Source organism: Sorangium sp. So ce302 (genome assembly GCF_051530145.1).
GTDB classification, from domain to species: Bacteria; Myxococcota_A; Polyangia; order Polyangiales; family Polyangiaceae; genus Sorangium; species Sorangium cellulosum_B.
The window spans coordinates 7,751,240-7,768,032 of the sequence record NZ_CP150326.1 but is presented as its reverse complement, the minus strand read 5'-3'; the positions used below and the strand labels follow the sequence as shown (position 1 = coordinate 7,768,032).

At 69.8% G+C, this 16,793-nt stretch carries 10 protein-coding genes; 6 read left to right on the top strand and 4 right to left on the bottom strand.

Annotated features, from left to right (window positions below):
- Positions 1 to 174: 174 nt before the first annotated feature.
- The 6 genes from WME73_RS29295 (at position 175) to WME73_RS29270 (ending at position 10,731) form a co-directional block, all read left to right on the top strand.
- Positions 175 to 3,117 (top strand): DUF4215 domain-containing protein, encoded by a 2,943-nt coding sequence (locus tag WME73_RS29295; RefSeq protein WP_437911671.1) that lies wholly within the window; start codon positions 175 to 177, stop codon positions 3,115 to 3,117.
- 111 nt (positions 3,118 to 3,228) lie between these two features.
- Positions 3,229 to 4,620: a hypothetical protein gene (locus WME73_RS29290; RefSeq protein ID WP_437911670.1), complete on the top strand. Its 1,392-nt coding sequence runs from the start codon at positions 3,229 to 3,231 to the stop codon at positions 4,618 to 4,620.
- A gap of 401 nt (positions 4,621 to 5,021) precedes the next feature.
- Entirely contained in the window at positions 5,022 to 7,922 is a 2,901-nt protein-coding gene (locus WME73_RS29285; protein WP_437911669.1) for a DUF6531 domain-containing protein, read from the top strand.
- A complete protein-coding gene (locus WME73_RS29280; protein WP_437911668.1) occupies positions 7,876 to 9,009 on the top strand; it encodes an RHS repeat-associated core domain-containing protein in 1,134 nt (377 codons plus the stop codon). Before WME73_RS29285 ends, WME73_RS29280 begins: the two co-directional genes overlap by 47 nt.
- 167 nt (positions 9,010 to 9,176) lie before the next feature.
- A complete protein-coding gene (locus WME73_RS29275; protein WP_437911667.1) occupies positions 9,177 to 9,869 on the top strand; it encodes a hypothetical protein in 693 nt (230 codons plus the stop codon).
- Between the two features lie 10 nt (positions 9,870 to 9,879).
- Positions 9,880 to 10,731 carry a hypothetical protein gene (locus tag WME73_RS29270; RefSeq protein WP_437911666.1) on the top strand — a complete coding sequence of 284 codons (852 nt, stop codon included), beginning with the start codon at positions 9,880 to 9,882 and terminating at the stop codon, positions 10,729 to 10,731.
- A 171-nt stretch (positions 10,732 to 10,902) separates the two neighbouring features.
- Here the strand turns inward: WME73_RS29270 and WME73_RS29265 are convergent, their stop codons facing one another.
- The 4 genes from WME73_RS29265 to WME73_RS29250 all read right to left on the bottom strand — a co-directional run bounded on the left by WME73_RS29265 (position 10,903) and on the right by WME73_RS29250 (position 16,667).
- Complete coding sequence (locus WME73_RS29265) at positions 10,903 to 13,116, bottom strand: hypothetical protein (protein WP_437739682.1); 2,214 nt, start codon at positions 13,114 to 13,116, stop codon at positions 10,903 to 10,905.
- Positions 13,117 to 13,299: 183 nt separating this feature from the next.
- Positions 13,300 to 14,193, bottom strand: coding sequence for a glycine zipper family protein (locus WME73_RS29260; protein ID WP_437911665.1), 894 nt, complete (start codon positions 14,191 to 14,193; stop codon positions 13,300 to 13,302).
- A gap of 240 nt (positions 14,194 to 14,433) precedes the next feature.
- Positions 14,434 to 15,399, bottom strand: a complete 966-nt coding sequence (locus WME73_RS29255; RefSeq protein WP_437911664.1) for a hypothetical protein — start codon at positions 15,397 to 15,399, stop codon at positions 14,434 to 14,436.
- Complete coding sequence (locus WME73_RS29250) at positions 15,396 to 16,667, bottom strand: radical SAM protein (RefSeq protein WP_437911663.1); 1,272 nt, start codon at positions 16,665 to 16,667, stop codon at positions 15,396 to 15,398. Before WME73_RS29250 ends, WME73_RS29255 begins: the two co-directional genes overlap by 4 nt.
- Positions 16,668 to 16,793: the final 126 nt, after the last annotated feature.

Genomic DNA, 16,793 nt, shown 5'->3' with positions numbered 1-16,793 from the left:
GCTCCACGCGGGTGGCTGCGTTGCGATGAGGCGGGAACGAGGGCGACCCACATGTCGATGCGAGCGTGCGCCTGTGCGACGCGCGCTCACTTTGCCTCCAGCGGCGCACCTCGTCGCTCGAGGCGCCTCGCGGCGTGGCATGGACAGCGTGACGACCTTCTGAAGCAAGTTGGGATGGTGGCGTCGATGGGCTTGGGAAAGAGACTTACTTCCGTGCTCCTCGTGGTGCTCGCCGGTCCGCTCGTCGCCTGCGGTGGCGGCGGCGAGGGCGGTGCGGGCGGCGGCGAGGGCGGTGCGGGCGGCGGCGAGGGCGGTGCGGGCGGCGGCGGGGCTTCAGGCACCGGCGGCGAGGACAGCAGCGGGGGCTTCGGCGGGTTCATGACGGTCGGATCGGGCGGGAGCGGGGGCGCCGGGGGCGATCCCTGCGAATCGCCGGATCCTCCGCCGGAGTGCGACGCGGTGGAGCCGGCGTGCGGCGATGGCGAGATCAACCAGGGGAGCGAGGCGTGCGACGACGGGAACAGCCTCCCCGGGGACTGCTGCTCTGGCGCCTGCAAGGTGGAGCCGTACTGCGTCTGCGAGCCCGGGGAGCTCTGTCACACGACGATCGCGTGCGGCAACGGGGCGGTGGAGCCCGGCGAGAGCTGCGAGGACGGCAACACCGCCTCGGGCGACGGCTGCGACGATCGCTGCCAGAGGGAGCCGGGCGACTGGGTCTGCCGGACGCCGGGGGAGCCGTGTTACCGGCTCCACTCGTGCGGCGACGCGCGCGTCTCGGGCGGGGAGAGCTGCGACGACGGGAACACGGTGTCCGGAGACGGGTGCTCCGAGGTCTGCGCGCTGGAGGACCCCGGCAGCGTCACGTGCCCTGTCCCCGGGCAGCCTTGCAAGCCGGTCGAGCGCTGCGGCGACGGCCGCCTGCGGCCGACCGAGCGGTGCGATGACGGGAACACGGAGCCCGGCGACGGCTGCTCGCCGAGCTGCCTTGTCGAGGCCGGCTGGAAGTGCCCGGACGGCGTGCACTGCACGTTCACGGTCGTGTGCGGCGACGGCCAGATCGGCGTGGGCGAGGCGTGCGACGACCGCAACACGCTCTCGGGCGACGGCTGCTCGTCGACCTGCGGCCTCGAGGCCGGGTTCGACTGCGCGCGCGCGGGGAGCCGCTGCACGGCGGTCTGCGGTGACGGGCGCGTCGTCGCGGGCGAGGACTGCGACGACGGCGACACGACGAATGGCGACGGGTGCGACGCCACCTGCAAGTGGGAGCCTGGCCTCGTGTGCCAGTCCGCGCCCGGCGGCTACGTCTGCCGCGATACCCTCTGCAACGACGGGAAGAGGGAGGGCTCGGAGCCGTGTGACGACGGCAATGCCAACCTCGGCGACGGCTGCACGCCGTTCTGCCAGGTCGAGCCGGATTGCGGCGACAGCGGGTGCTCGTCGGCCTGCGGCGACGGGCTGCGGCTCGGCGACGAGGCGTGCGACGACGGCAACACGAGGAGCGGCGACGGCTGCTCGAGCGGGTGCACGATCGAGCCGGGGTACAGCTGCAGGAACGATTCGACCCTGGGCGACGAGCTCCGCGTGCCGATCGTGTACCGCGACTTCAAGCACGACGCGCCGAACTTCGAGCCTGACTCCAACCCGCCGGACGCCATCGTCACGGGCATCGTGCAGAGCGCGCTCGGCGCCGACAACAAGCCCCAGTTCGCCGCGGCGCGACCGAATGCCTTCCTCACGAACGCCACCGATTTCAATCGCTGGTACAACGACTCGGACCTCTCGAAGACGGTCGTGGGCTGGCTCCCGCTCGCGCGTGTCGGGACGTCGGGCGTGTTCCTCTTCGAGGATCACCTGTTCTTCCCGCTCGACGGCAAGGGCTGGCAGGACCCGTCGGTGCCCGTGGCGCAGCGCGAGGCGAACCGCGAGGCCCGCGATCCGTTCAACGACTGGGCCGTGGCGGGCAATCACAACTTCTACTTCACGAGCGAGGTCCGCTACTGGTTCGAGTACCACGGCGGGGAGCGGCTCGATTTCTACGGGGACGACGACGTCTGGGTGTTCATCAACAACCGGCTCCGCATCGACCTCGGCGGCATCCACACCCCGATGGGGACCGGCGAGGTCGCCGGCGTCGAGGACGATCGCGGGACGGTGCGCATGGATGACCTCGGCCTCACGGAGGGGCGCGTCTACGAGGTCGTCGTGTTCCAGGCGGAGCGCCACACCACGGCATCCAGCTACAAGCTGACGCTCGGCGGCTTCAACGCGGCCTCGTCCGTCTGCGAGCCCGTGTGCGGCGACGGCATCGTCACGCCCGACGAGCAGTGCGACGACGAGGACGAGAACGGCCCGGGGTACGGGAAATGCTCGACGAGCTGCACGCTGGGGCTCTACTGCGGCGACGGGGTGACGACCTCGCCGTACGAGATCTGCGACGACGGCACCAACCTGGGCGGCTATGGCTCCGAGGCGTGCGCGCCGGGCTGCGTGGCGGCCCCCCGCTGCGGGGACGAGGAGATCGACAGCCAGTTCGGCGAGGAGTGCGACGACGGCGTGAACGACGGCCGCTACGGCGGGTGCACGGCGGAGTGCGTGATCGGGCCGCGGTGCGGCGACGCGGTCGTCCAGGAGCCCAACGAGACGTGCGACGACGGCGTGAACGACGGCCGCTACGGCGGGTGCACGCCGGAGTGCGGCGACGCGGCGAAGTGCGGCGACGGGGTCACCCAGGACGCGTGGGGCGAGGAGTGCGACGACGGCGTGAACGACGGCAGCATGGGCTGCCTCGGTTGCCGGATCGGCGCCGTCTGCGGCGACGGGAGCGTGCAGCGGGAGCTCGGCGAGGAGTGCGACGACGGCGAGAACGACGGCGGCTACGGCGAGTGCGCTCCGGGCTGCGTGTACGGCCCGCGCTGCGGCGACAGCGTGACCCAGGCGCCGCCCGAGCTGTGTGACGACGGCGAGAACGACGGCGGCTACGGCGAGTGCGCTCCGGGCTGCGTGTTCGGCCCGCACTGCGGCGACGGCGTGCGGCAGACGGCGTTCGAGGAGTGCGACGACGGCAACACCGCGAGCGGCGACGACTGCAGCGCCACGTGCCACAACGAGGTCCACTGATCCACCGCGAGCCCTGACGGCGACGGGAGCGCGGCGGCTCGCCTGGGGCCGCCGCGCTGCCCTCTCGACGGCTCAGGACACGTACCACGCGGGCTATCGAAAAGGGGTACCATGCGAAATTCGACATCTGGCGCGCTCACGTTGCTTGCGCTCCTTCCGGGGTTCCTTCTCGGGTGCTCCGGCGAGGAAGCGCCGGGCTCCACGGCGGCGTCTCCGACGTTCCATCGAGACGTCGAGCCGCTGCTGCAGAAGCACTGCATGAGCTGCCATTCTCCCGGCAACATCGCCCCGTTCAGCCTGACGGCGTACGACTCCGCGCACAGCGTGGCCAGCCTGCTCGCGCGCTCGGCGCGGGAGCGCACGATGCCGCCGTGGGGTGCGATGGAGACGGACGAGTGCCAGCCTCCTCACGGCTGGAAGGACGATCTCCGGTTGACGGAGGAGGAGATAGCGGTCCTCGAGGCGTGGGCCGCATCGGGGGCTCCCGAGGGGGATCCGGCGGACGCGCCGCCCCCGTTCGTGGCCGAGGCGCCGGGGCTGCCCGGCGTCGAGCTGGAGGTCGCGCCGCAGGAGCCGTTCGTCGCGAGCGGCGATGCCGACCAGTTCCGGTGTTTCGTGATGGATCCTGGGCTCACGGAGACGCGGTACATCAACGGCGTGCACCTCGTGCCGGGCAACAGCAAGGTCGTGCACCACGCGCTCGTGTTCATCGACAGGGATGGCGCGACCGACGCGCTCGTGGATGAGCACGGCGGATACGACTGCTTTGGCGGCCCCGGGTTCTCGGGCGAGCTCGTCGCCGCGTGGGCGCCGGGGGGCGTCCCCATCGAGCTCGAACCGAACATCGGCGCTGAGCTCCCCGCGGGGGCGCGGCTGGTGATGCAGGTCCACTATCACCCGGCCGGGACGACCGCCGAGCCCGACGCGACGCGCCTCCAGCTGCGCTTCACCCAGGGCGTGCCGGAGTGGCTCATGGGCATCGCGCTGATCGGCAACTTCGAGTCTCCCTTCGCGCAGGGGCGCGGCCTCCTCCCCGGGCCGAACGACGCGGATGGCGTGGAGTTCCTGATCCCCGCCGGCGAGACGGATCATGTCGAGACCATGCAGTTCAGGATGCCCGCTGCGGTATCTCTCTCGGAGACGTACCTCTATGGCGCCGGCACGCACATGCACTATGTCGGCACGGACATGAAGGTCACCCTCGAGCGCGAGGAGGGCGCCGCCGACGCGCCTGCGGAGCAGTGCCTGGTGCAGACGCCGAGGTGGGATTTCTCGTGGCAGCGCGGGTTCTACTACGACGCTCCCATCGAGCAGCTCCCGCGCCTCCGCGGCGGCGACCTGCTGACGATGCGCTGCACGTACGACAACTCGAACAGCAATCCATTCCTCGCGAAGGCGCTCAAGGAGCAGCATATCCCCGCCCCGGTGGACGTGCACCTCGGCGAGAGCACGCTCGACGAAATGTGCCTCGCCGCCGTGATCCACGTGACGAGGAAGCAGTAGCGGTCATGGCGCGATGACATCGGGAGATCGGTAGCGGTCGGCGAGAAGCTTGCCCTCGAGGCGGCCGGGAGCCCCGTCCGCTCGGGCGAGCTCTCGCGGATTCCGGACGAGGCCGTCGGCGACGCGCGCCGGCGTGCAGCGCCGCGTGGGGGGACGCGCGCCGGCGTGCAGCGCCGCGTGGGGGGACGCGCGGTGGCATGCAGCGCCGCGTGGGGGGACGCGCCTTGGGGAGCCGCCGCCGCGTCGCCGACGCGCCCCGGGAGCCGCCGCCGCGTCGCCAACGCGCCCCGGGGACACGGCAACGGCGGGGGGACCGCCGCCGCGTCGTCACGGCGCGGTCGAGCACGTGGAGGAACTGCGCGCGGGTTGCGATCGGCACGCCCGTCGCCGAGCATGCCCGCATGGCGCGAACAGCCCCGTTTCCCAACGCAGCGGTGATCCCCGGCATGAACCCCGGCGTCTTCATCCTCGGCGGCGGCGGGGGCGGCGGAGGCGGCAACGGCCGCGGCGGGAATGGTCGCGGCGACGGACAGGGCGGCGATGGGAAGAACGGCGGCAACGGCGCGCGCGGCGGCGGCAAGGACGCGGGGAGCTGCGGGCCCGGCAGCGGCGGCGGCTGCCCTAACCCCACCCACGGAAGCGGCGGCGGCACCCACGCGGGCGATCCGGTCGATCCCATCACGGGGCGCGTCACCACGGTGGCGGTCGTCGACCTCGCGCTGCCTGGCGCGATCCCGCTGGCGATCAAGCGCAGCTACAGCTCCGCGCTCATCGAGGAGGACTGCGGCCTCGGCTTCGGCTGGACGCACTCGCTCGCGTGGCAGGTCGAGGAGCGGCGCCGCGGCCTGCGGGTGCTGGAGCCGCACGCGGCGGCGACGGAGCTGCCGAGGAAGCTCGATCCCGGCGAATCGGCGCGGCTGCCGTGCGGGATGCTGACGCGGTACGCATGGGGCTACGCGCTCGCAGCGGAAGGGCTGGCGTACCTGTTCGCGGAGCCGCGGGGCAGCCGCTGGCTGCTGAGCCGGATCGTCGACGTCCACGACAACGCCATCTCGCTCGCCTACGAAGACGGCCGCCTCGCGCAGGTCATCGACAGCGTGGGCCGTGTGGTGCGCGTGCGGCGGCACGCCGACGGGAGCATCGCCGCCTTCGAGGTCAAGAACGCCTTTGCGCACGGTCGGTGGGAGACACGGCGGCGGTACGCGTTCGACGCGCGCGGCGACCTCGTCGCGGCCGAGGACGCCGCGGGGCACGCGCACCGCTTCGCCTACGACGAGGACCATCGCCTGGTGCGGCGGGAAGAGCCCGGCGGGCTCGTGGCGGAGTTTCGCTACAAGGACAGGCGCTGCATCGAGGCGTGGTGTCACCGCGAGGGCAACGACGCGCTCGACGACGGCGTGCAGGGGACCTTGAGCGACGGTTCGCGGGCGAAGGGATTCCTGCACGTCAAGGTCGACCACCACGACGGCGTGCTCACGGAGGTGATCACCTCGCGCGCCATCCGGCGGGTCGACGGCAATGTGTTCGGCAAGCTCGACCGGATGGTCTGGGGCGCCGGCGGCGGCGTGCATCTGTTCGGCTACGACGACACCGGCGCGCTGTGCACGTACCGGGACGCGCTGGGGCAGGTCTTCCGCTGGGAGCGCGACGCCGAGGGGCGGCTCCTGGCCGAGGTCGATCCGGCGGCGAACAGGACCGCCTACGAACACGACGCGCGAGGGCACGTCTCGGCCATGACCGACGCGCTCGGCGGCGCCGCGCGCTACGAGCGCGACGCGCGCGGCGATGTGGTGGCCGTCTACGACGACATGGGCTTCGTCGTCGGATTCTCCTACGACGCGCGCGGCCTGCTGGCCGGCGCGACCCTGCCGAACGGCGGCGAGACGCGCATGGAATACGACGCGCTCGCGAACCGCGTCCGCGTCATCGAGCCCGACGGCGCCGAGCGGCGCATCCGCTACGACTTCCTCGGCCGGGTGATGGGTTTCACCGACGAGCGCGGGCACGAGACCCGCTTCGCGTACGACGCCTGCGGCAGGCTCGCGGCCGTGTTCGGGCCGGGCGGCGCGGTGACGCGCTACGACTTCGACGCCGACGGCAACCTGGCGAGGATCAGCGACGCCGATGGGCGCACGACCACGCTGCGCTGGGGCGGCTTCCACGTCGTCACCGAGCTCGAGCGGCCCGACGGGAGCAAGGTGCGGTACCGCTACGACCGCGAGCAGGACCTGGTGCGCATCGTCAACGAGGCGGGCGAGGAGCACCGGATCGAGCGCGACGCCGAGGGGCGCATCACCGGCGAGCGGACCTTCGATGGGCGGGAGATCCGGTACAAGCTCGATCTGCTGGGCAGGATCGTCCGGAGGCAGTGTGGCTCCGAGAGCGTCGACCTCGAGGTCGATCCGCTCGGCAGGCTCGTGAGACGGAGCACCTCCGACGGGCGCGAGGACGTGTTCGAGTACGATCCGGTCGGCCGGATCGAGCGCGCCGTCAGCGGCGACATCGAGTGCGAGTACACCTACGACCGGCGGGGGCGGGTGACGACGGAGGTGACGCGGCGGGGCGCGGAGGTGCTCGCGGCGTTCGCGTGGACCTACGACGGCATGGGCAAGGCCACCTCCGTGCGCGGGATGGGGGGCGAGATGAGCGTGCAGCGCGACGTCAGGGGGCGGCCTGTGGCCGTGCAGATCGGCGGGGAGAACGCGCCGCTGCGCCTCGCCTACGACGCGCGCGGCTTCGAGATCGAGCGGCTCTTGCCGGGCGGCGGCGCGATCACGACCGAGGTCAACGCGGACGGGTGGATGGAGCGGCAGCGCGTGCTCGGCAGACCCGTGGCGCCGCGCATCCGTCCGGGTGAGCCCGCCTGGGTCGGGCCGCTGCCGTCACGCGAGATGTGGCGCAGGACGTATGCTTGCTCGCCTGCGGGGCTGCTCCGCGCCGATGAGGACCTCGGGGGCAAGGTGGGAGAGCTGCTCCGCGATGCGAACGGTCGCGTCGGCGAGCGGCGCAAGGCGGGCAAGGCGGCGGAGCGGTTCCGTTTCACCGCGGCGGGAGAGGTGGAGCGAGCTGGCGAGCATGCGGACGTACGCACCGGGAGGACGGTTGACGGCACGCACGACGGGACGAGAGACCGTGCGTTACGACTACAGCGAGCGCGGCGATGTGGTGCGGAAGCGCGTGAGCGAGCTGGACGGCCAAGGCGAGGTGCGGCGCGAGCTCGTGTGGACCTACGACTGGAGCAGCGATGGGCGGCTCATGCAGGTGCGGACCCCGGAGGGGAGGACGATCGCGTTCGCGTATGACGCTTTCGGCCGCAGGATCGAGAAGCGCGTGGCGCGGCTCGGGCGGGTCGAGAGCGTGACCCGGTACGCCTTTCGCGGCGATGTGATGGTGCACGAGCGCAGCGAGCGAGCGCGGGATGGGCAGGCGCCCGTGGTGGAAGAGCGGAGCTACGTCACGCTGCCGGAGAGCGTGCTGCCGCTAGCGCAGCGGGACGGTGCGGCAGGTGCGCTCAGGTATTTCGTCCATGGCGTGAACGGTTTTCCGGAGGCGCTGTTCGAAGGCGACGGGAGCGTCGCGACCGAGCTCGAAGCGGGGCTCTACGGCGACGTGCCGGCGGAGCAGGCGGGCATCACGCCTCTCAGGTTTCCGGGGCAATATGCGGACGAGGAGACGGGGCTCCACTACAACTGGCACAGGTACTACGACCCGGAGATCGGGGAGTACCTCAGCCCGGAGCCGATCGGGATCGAGGGGAGCATCAAGGCATATGCGTACGCTGATGGACGGCCGAGCGACCTCGTGGACCTGGACGGCTTGCGTCCTTGCGTGACGACGATCATGCGACGAGACCGAACCGTCGTGACTGGAATGAGCGCTAACGCGAATGCACTTCATCCTGCTGTTCTCGCTGCTCTGCCGCCTTCCAATGCTCGGGGTACGGGCTCCAGGGTGAATCCTGAGCAGTGCGCTGAACCAGCCGCACTTTCTGCTCACTTGAGTGACTGGGAGCAACGAAACCCGCCACGAACGTGTAGGCCGGGCGACCCGAAGTGGCGACAAAACCTGCGCGCAGCCATGAACGAGATCGAACGCGAGGGGGGCATCTCTTCACATCAAGGCGATGTTCCTCGAGCATCGTGTCCAAACTGCTCTCAGACAATACCGCGACTCTATGCACTCGCCGGGATGATGCCGCCTACACGAGTTATCGCACCAGGATTCGACAATTCGCAAGGCAAAGGACCGACATCGTCCACGACCATGCCGTCCGCCGAGTTCAACATGAGGGCCAACCAGCGCCCCAGGGGCGACGTCCCTGGGGTTGACAATCTAGGCACGTGGCGCCTCGATCCTCGGCGAGGATGGCAGCGCCATTCGCGGACCTGACACACACCATGTCGCGACCTTCGTCAGATCTCTTCTGCGACCGCCTATCATTGCGCGTACGAACCTTCCTCGAAAACGAGGGGGTGTTCCGAGACGTGTCCCGCTCGTGCAACTGGGAAACGCTCGCGGCAGAGCTAGAGCGCTTAAGCATCCCATGGTACGACGCCGTGTTCGAGGTGGAAGAGGATTTCGGTGGCATGGTAAAGCGCGCAAGCAAGCCCCACAGGCAACCCGATCTCGCCATAGGCTTGTATCAGATGATCATGCTGACGCCTCCCGAGCAGCAAATCAAGGAACTTCCGGGATATCTGTCGACACATCTCGCTTCCCGACCATGGCCTCGCGTCATGCATACGGAGCTCGGTCGCGAGCTGATACTGATTGGTCTATACGCAGACGAGAGCCATCTGTATGTCGACGACACCGGGAGAGTCTGGCTACACATCGGAATGATCGACAAGATAGAAGCCCAGGCCGATTCGATGCGCGCCTTCCTGGAAAACATCGCGCTTGAGTCCGAAATGATGTCGCAAATTTCAGACCATGCAGCCGTCTCGATCGATGTCGACGCGGGTCGCGATCTGGAAGATTTGTTTCAACTGCAGAGGATTGAGGAAGCGTCGGATTCTGTCGTTACGAATTGGCGCAGCTCCTCGATATGGGTCCGGGTCGTCGAGGCACCAGAGAGTGGAAAGAAAAAGACGCTCATCGTTGCAAGATCCCCTGCGGAGGTGGTTGATCTTGTTCAGCGTGTCGTGCAGCTCTATCCCGGCGTGCACGTCGCAGTAGACACATATCGCCCTGGTGGTCCGGCCAGACTGGCGGCGCTTCGCAAAGCAGGGATCAAGGCAACAGAATGACAATGAACACATGAGCCAACCTCGTCCGTCGCTGGAGGCTTTCGGCGGGCATCTCTCGGAACGCGTGAGAACATTCTTCGCGCGGGAGCGCGTATTTCGGGATGCCTCGAGAACATGCGGCTTCGAGCGACTCGCCGAGGAGCTCGATCGGCGAGGGGCGCCGTGGTTCGACAAAGTGTTCGAGCTTGAAGAAGATTTCGGTGGCCTCGTGCGTCGAGGGACCCATCCAAAGACGCCTTCGCTGGCCCTCGGACTCTTTCAGTTGATATGCCTCGGCTTCGACTCTCCGGGCGGCGAAGAGCCTGAGGACGACTCCGCGCTCGTCTCGTCGACGTGGCCGATGGCACGTTTGACAGCGACCGGCGATCCGATGGTCCATGTAGGCCTGTACGCGACGGAAGGGGACCTCTACATGAACGAGGCTGGCTGGCTATTCCGTTACATCCCCATGTTGGATCGCGTTGAGCTTCTCGCTGGATCAGCATCAATGTTCTTGGAACGGATCGCGCTCGAGGACCACGCGCGAAGCGCGATGCGCGACCACGCAGGGACGTTTTTCCTGGCAGATGAAGGCCTCGCGATCGCGCAGGCTCTCGACCTGCCCATCATCGAGGAGGCTTCGGACGCGCTGGTCAAGCACTGGATGAGTCCGGATCTCTTCGTCTCACGCTTGCCCTCGGCGTCCGCATCGGGCATCTGCCGGACGCGAATCGTCTCCCGCACAGTGGAAGATCTCCTCCTCGCCGCTCGGGCTTTGACCCAGAAGCACCCTGGAGCGCGGGCGACCGTGGAGACTTATCTGCGAGGTGGACGCGAGCGATACGACGCGCTCCGGCGCGAAGGTATCGCCGTCGATGAATGATCGGACGCCGGTGCCGGCCCCCCGCACGGTCGGATCGCGTTCGCCGTGAGCTCGCCTGGGGGCCCCTCCCTGAGCCCGCGATTGGGGAGGGGCGGGCCGCGCGCAAGCGCGCTCCAGGCGCCGAGCACCGAAAACGTCGAGGTGGGCCCGTATCCGAAGCGGGAGCGCCGCTCAGGCGCGCGGGGTGCGCAGCTTCGCGAGCTCGTCGATGCCGAGCTCACGCGCCTTCTGGGCAAGCGCCTCGAGCTTCTTCTTCCCGTCGGCGTCGGCGCTCGGCAGGAGCGACGTCAGGAGCCCCGACAGCGTGCCATCCGAGGGCTTTCCCCCGGGCGCGACGAGCTGCTTCAGGTCCTCCGTGACGCTCGCGTTGCCGTTCAGGTAGTCGCCGGCCAGGGCGCGCACCGTCGCGCTCTGGTCGACCAGCCCGTCGACCGACTGGCCCAGTGTGACCGCCTTGACGAAGCGATCGAAGAACGCCCCGTCGCCGCCGACGATGTTGATCTTCGCGTGCTCGAACGCCCCGTGCAGGATCTCGGCCTGCGCCTTGGCGATCTCGGCCCGGATGCGCAGCGACTCGAGCTCCACCGCCCGCTCCTTCTCGAGCCGGAGGCGGAACTCCTCGTGCTCGCGCCCGACGCCGTCGAGCGCCTTCATCGCCGCCGCCTTCTCCGCCGTGCCGGCCGCCTCGGCCAGGAGCCGCTGCTTGATCGCGGTCGCCTCGGCGAGGCCCGTCTTCTCCAGGGCGAGCGCCTCGGCCTCGCGCGTCCGCGCGGCCGCGAGCCCCTTCTGCTCGATGCCCGCCGCCTCGGCGAGGAGCCGCTCCTTCGCGACCGTCGCCTCGGCGCGCCCCTGCTTCTCGATCGCCATCGCCTCGGCCTCCTTGACCATCACCCGCGCGAGGCCCTGCTTCTCCTCGCCGGCGGCGGCGGCGTTCATCTTCTCGAGCGCCACGCGCGCCTCGGCGAACCCCTGCTTCTCGATCGCCTGCGCGTCGGCCTCCTTCACCCGGATGCGCGCCAGCCCCTCGGCCGCGGACTCGGCCTGCAGGCCCTCGGCGAGGCGGATCTTCGCGCGCGCGGCCTTGTCGCTCACCTCGAGCTCGGCGTCGGCCGTGATGAGCTTCTCGCGCGCCCGGAACTTCGCCGCCTCCTCGCTCGCCTCCGCGCCCTTGAGCTGCTTGACGAGCTGCTCCTGCGCCTCGGCCTCCGCGTTGATGCGCGTCACGTCCTTGAGGCGCGTCGCCTCGGCCACCGCGCGCACGTCCTTGATGCGCTCCTCCTCCTCGGCCACCGTCTTGTCGACCGCGATCCGCGCCCGGACCACGTCGGCGATGTCCTTCTTCTGGAGCTCGAGCTCCTTCTCGCGCGCGATCTGCTGGAGCGTCACGTCGCGCTCGCGGCTCACGATCTCGAGCTGACGCGCCTTCTCGACGCGCTCGGTCTCGACCGCGACCTCCCGCTCCTTGTTCTTCTGGGCGACCGAGACGCCGCGCTCCTTCGCCTCGCGGGCGACGAAGGCCTCCTCGTCGTTCTTCTCCTGGAGGAGCACCGTCTTCTTGCGCTCGTCGCTCACGATGCGCGCGGCCTCGTTCTGCTCGCGCGCCTGCGCCACCGCGATCTCCTTGGCCTTCTTCGCCTCGGCCTCGGCCCGGCGCTGCTCGAAGCGGAAGATGGCCTCGTCGGAGTTCAGGTTCTGGCTGCCGATCTCCATCCGCTCCTTCTGGCGGAGCTCGTTCGTCAGCACGTTCTGCGCGACCGTGAGCTCGGTGATCTTCCGGATGCCCTCGGCATCCATGATGTTGTCCTTGTCGAGCAGCTCGATGGGCGTCTGCTCCAGGTAGTCGATCGCCGCGTCGGCCAGCACGAACCCGCTCAGGTCCTTGCCGATGACGTCGATGATGTCGTCCTTGAACTTCTGCCGCTCCTTGTAGAGGTCCTCGAAGTTCAGGCGCTTGCCGACCGTCTTGAGCGCCTCGGAGAACTTCGCGGCGAAGAGCTGCTCGAGCGTCTCCGGGTTCGACGCGCGGACGCAGCCGATGGTCCGCCCGACCGTGCGCACGTCGTCCTGCGTCTTGTTCACCTGCACGAAGAAGGTGACCTTGATGTCCGCTCGGATGTTGTCCTTGCAGATGAGGCCTTCCTTGCCGCGCCGGTCGATCTCGATCGTCTTGACCGAGATATCCATGTACTCGGCGCGGTGGATGATCGGCAGCACCAGCGTCCCGGTGAAGGTGACGATGGGGTCCTGGCCTCTCGTGTTGATGATCAGCGCCTTGCCCTGATCCACCTGGCGGTAGAACTTGGCGTACATCACCAGCATCCCGAGGGCGACGAAGGCGAGGACGCCGACGAGGACGATGATTAAGGGGACGGTCACAGGGGGCACGCGGAGCTCCTTCGCGTTTCGGTGGAGGGGAGGTCGCCGGCCCCCGCGTTCACGTCGGTGAGGGTCGGACGGCCAGGCCCGCTCAGAGCCGGGTCGGGGGCCGAACGACGCCCCCTAAGGGATGAGCGTACACGAAACCGCCCGCCCGACAGCGGCGTTCAGCGGCGGCGCCCGCGCCGGCGTTCAGCCGCGGCGCTGCCGCTCGTCCGCTGCGCGCGCCGCGGGCGCGTCGTCCTCCTCGACGCCGGCCGGGCGTGCTTCCACGCGGGACGCACCCCGCTCGGCCAGGGGAGGGGGAGTGCCGAGGAGGGCGTCGAGCGGCTCGACGCTGAAGATCTCTCGGTCCGGGTCCCAGCTCACGAGCAGCGCGCGGTCACCCCGGCGGAGCGCGCCGGGCGTGTCGCACCGGACGTCGAGGATGTGGCTCGCCCCGCCCTCGTCGATCGTCGCCTGACCGAAGCGCTCGTCGACGCGCCCGGTGGAGATGACGCACACGCGGCCCACGAGATCCTTCTTCGACTGGCCGTGCCGGGTCACGAACAGCGGGCCGAGCGGCCGCACCGCGAGCGAGGTCGAGAGCACGGCCGCGGCGAGCGAGCCGGCGAGCACCGCGACGCCGAGCGTCCAGCGAGGCAGCCCCCAGCCGAGCCAGAGCGGCTCGACGAGCACCGTCGACAGGGCGCTCGTGAACCAGCCGAACGCCGCGATCAGCGTGAGCGACACGGTCGCCGGCACGCGGTGGAGCTGGAGCGCGGCGAGGAGCGAGCCGGCATCTTCCGCGCCGCCGGCCCCGTCCGCCGTGCCCGTCGCAGCGCCCTCGAGCGAGCCCTTGGCGGCGCCTTCGAGCGAGCCCTTGACGGCGCCTTCGAGCGAGCCCTTGGCGGCACCTTCGAGGGCGCCCTTGGCGGCGCCTTCGAGCCCGCCGAGGTCGGGGGCGGCGTGGCCGTGGGCGCCGCCGAGCAGGTCGAGGTCGACCGCGCCCAGGAGCACGAACAGCCAGTAGATGAGCGCGAGCGCGAGCGCGACCGTGAAGATCACGGCAGGGAACGCGAGCGATGCGGCGAGCACCTCGGCCATAGGCAGACGCGGGCAGGGCGCAGGATGCGGCGCCCGCGACCAGCGTCGCCGATAGGATCACAAGGAGGGGAGGGATGGGGCCAAATTCGGTCGCCCAGCGTGCGGCCGAAAAGACTTGACAGGCATGGACAGGCGCCTGGCGCGAGCCGCCCTACAGGGATCGCACAACCAAGATGCGATCCGGCCCTCATGGAAAGGTGACGCCAGCTCAACAAGTAGCCATGCACCGAGCGCCGTGGCTCAGCGAGCTTCCTGGCTTTCGAGGCTCGAGAGCACGCTGAGGTCCTCGGGCCCGCCGAAGACCGGCGCAGGCACGCCGAGGATCCCGAGCTCGAGCAGTTCCCCGAACGACCTCGCCGAGATAGCGAAGTAGCCGCTGCACCGGGAAGCTTTCAGATCGGGCCTCGCGCTCGTCAGCGCGTCGAGCCTGCGCGCGCGCTCGCTCAAGATCGCGCCGACCTCCCGCGGGCGCGAGGCATGTTCGGTGAGCGCCGCGTACCCGATTCGGACCCGCGGCTCGTCCTTCGGCAGCTTCGCGAAGGCGTCTCGCGCCTCCTTCTGAAAACGCTCGGGCACGATGCAGAGCCCCGCGTGATCCGGGATCAGCCAGCCCTTCGACAGCGAGGCGAGGAGGACCGCGCTCTCGTCGTCGAGCAGCGCCCGTGCTTGCTCCGTCGGCGGCGTCGCATAGGCCGAATCGAGGATCAGCATCCGCCGCTCGTCCGCGCGCGCCCAGCGCCGGAGCTGGGCCGCTTCGAGCGGCGACAGGTGCGAGCCCCACGGCTTCAGGGGCTCGCAGATCAACACCGCGTCGAGCCCGTCGAGGACAGGTAACCCGAGGCGCGCATTCCACGGCACGAGGGTCGCTCCCGCCTCGGCCGCGAGCTGCTGGTAGACGGGGTAGACGTCGGCGGGGACGCCGACGCGCGCTTCCCGCTTCGCGAGGAGCCCGAACAACGCGCGAAGCGAGCGACGGATACCATGGCTGACCTGCGTGCGCGGCTTGAGCGCCTGCGGGAGCTCGAGGTGCGCGAGGAACCGCTCCGCGAGGTGACAGCGATACGGCGCCTCCGGGTGGGTCGAGGGCGCGATGGCCGGGAAGAGACGCGCGAGGCTCCGGTAAACGTTGAGCTCCGAGAGATCGACGAGCGAAGGACGCGTGGCCCTGAGCTCCGCGCGGCGCGCGAGAAACGCTTCGTGCTTCATAACGTGGAGCTCGGATCTTCCAGGGAGGCGAGGCAGGACCCGTCAGCCATCACGTTCCACGAGCGGACGAGGCCATGTGTCCGTTCCCAGCCGACCGATGGCTCGGTGTAGGCAGCCACGCGGAGCACGCGGCCTCCAAGTGTTCCTTCGAAGACCGGGCTCCCCCAGGGGAGCTCCGCGCATCTCTCGAAGCCGAGGCCCGCGAGCGTGTGGAGCACGAGCGAGAGAGGCACCTGGTTTGCCTCGCAATACCGGTTGGCCGCGCTCGGCGCCCACGGGTTCTCCGAGAGGCTCGAGATGTAGAGCTCCTTGAAGCACACCTCCTGAAACCCCTCTTCGGCGCTCCGTTCGAGGTAGGCGCGCACCTTCGCGGCGTCGTCGACGCCGCCGCGCTGGAGCACGCAAATGGCCCGCGTGCGGAGGCCCGGCGCGCTCCCCAGCGCGCCGGAGTCGACCTCGATCCCCATGATGCGCGCGTCGTCTTCGCGCGTCACGCCGTGCCGGCTCACCGCGAGGGTGGTGAGCCCTGCGTCCCGGAGCCGTTCGACCTGCGCGAGGTCGAGGCGCGCGCCGTTCGTGATGAGGAGGGTCTTCGGTAGTAGCTCGGAGAGGCCACGAACGAGCGCGCGGAGTCGTTCGGGATCGAGCAACGTCGGCTCGCCGCCGCCGGTGATGACGGCGCGCTCGGCGCCGCGCTCCTTCGCGCGCTTCGCCCAGTCGACGTAGCGCTCCAGCGTGGCGCTCTGCTGGCGCGCGAGATCGGAGGCGCTCGCCTTCGAGAAGCAGAATGCGCAACGCGCCTGGCAAGCATTCGCGACGGGCAGCACCGAGAGGCTCCGCGGCCGGCATCTCGCCCAGTCGATGAGGCCGGCGTCATCGAGGCGAAAGGCCTCCGCGGTGATCTCCTCGTGCCGGGTGGGCACGAGGGCGCCATGCGCATCGACCCACGCCACGCCGCTCAAGGGGATCTCGCTCGACGGCCAGCGCCAGCCGATTCCCGTGCCCGTCACGTCGTTCGGGCGCATCGCGTCGTGCCCGACGGGGAGCCGCGCCCGCAGCGCCACGACGCGATCGTTCGGCCGTCCGAGCCTCGTCACGAGCCTCCGCGCCTTCTGGAGCCCGGGCGCAAAGGGCTCGTCTTCCTTCAGCATGTAGAAAGCGTCGGGGAAGGTCGATTCTCGGATCAACGCCTTCGAGTAACGCATCCCGTAGCGATCGAAGCCCCGCAGCCAGTTCGACAGCGGAATGAAGGCAACGAAGGGGACCATGACGACATGGTCGATGAGTCACCGAGTCGAGTCAACCGGACTCGAGGGGGCGGACGCGAGGCTCACGCCGCTGCGGGCGCGCGCCCGACGTCGGCCATCGCCGTGCGCCTGGCTCTTGCGAGGACG

Bases quoted from the DNA above. Each gene is read 5' to 3' on its own strand.
- WME73_RS29295 (WP_437911671.1), top strand. From the start codon at position 175: ATGGTGGCGTCGATGGGCTTGGGAAAGAGACTTACTTCCGTGCTCCTC.
- WME73_RS29290 (WP_437911670.1), top strand. From the start codon at position 3,229: ATGCGAAATTCGACATCTGGCGCGCTCACGTTGCTTGCGCTCCTTCCG.
- WME73_RS29285 (WP_437911669.1), top strand. From the start codon at position 5,022: ATGGCGCGAACAGCCCCGTTTCCCAACGCAGCGGTGATCCCCGGCATG.
- WME73_RS29280 (WP_437911668.1), top strand. From the start codon at position 7,876: ATGCAGGTGCGGACCCCGGAGGGGAGGACGATCGCGTTCGCGTATGAC.
- WME73_RS29270 (WP_437911666.1), top strand. From the start codon at position 9,880: ATGAGCCAACCTCGTCCGTCGCTGGAGGCTTTCGGCGGGCATCTCTCG.
- WME73_RS29260 (WP_437911665.1), bottom strand. From the start codon at position 14,193: ATGGCCGAGGTGCTCGCCGCATCGCTCGCGTTCCCTGCCGTGATCTTC.
- WME73_RS29255 (WP_437911664.1), bottom strand. From the start codon at position 15,399: ATGAAGCACGAAGCGTTTCTCGCGCGCCGCGCGGAGCTCAGGGCCACG.
- WME73_RS29250 (WP_437911663.1), bottom strand. From the start codon at position 16,667: ATGGTCCCCTTCGTTGCCTTCATTCCGCTGTCGAACTGGCTGCGGGGC.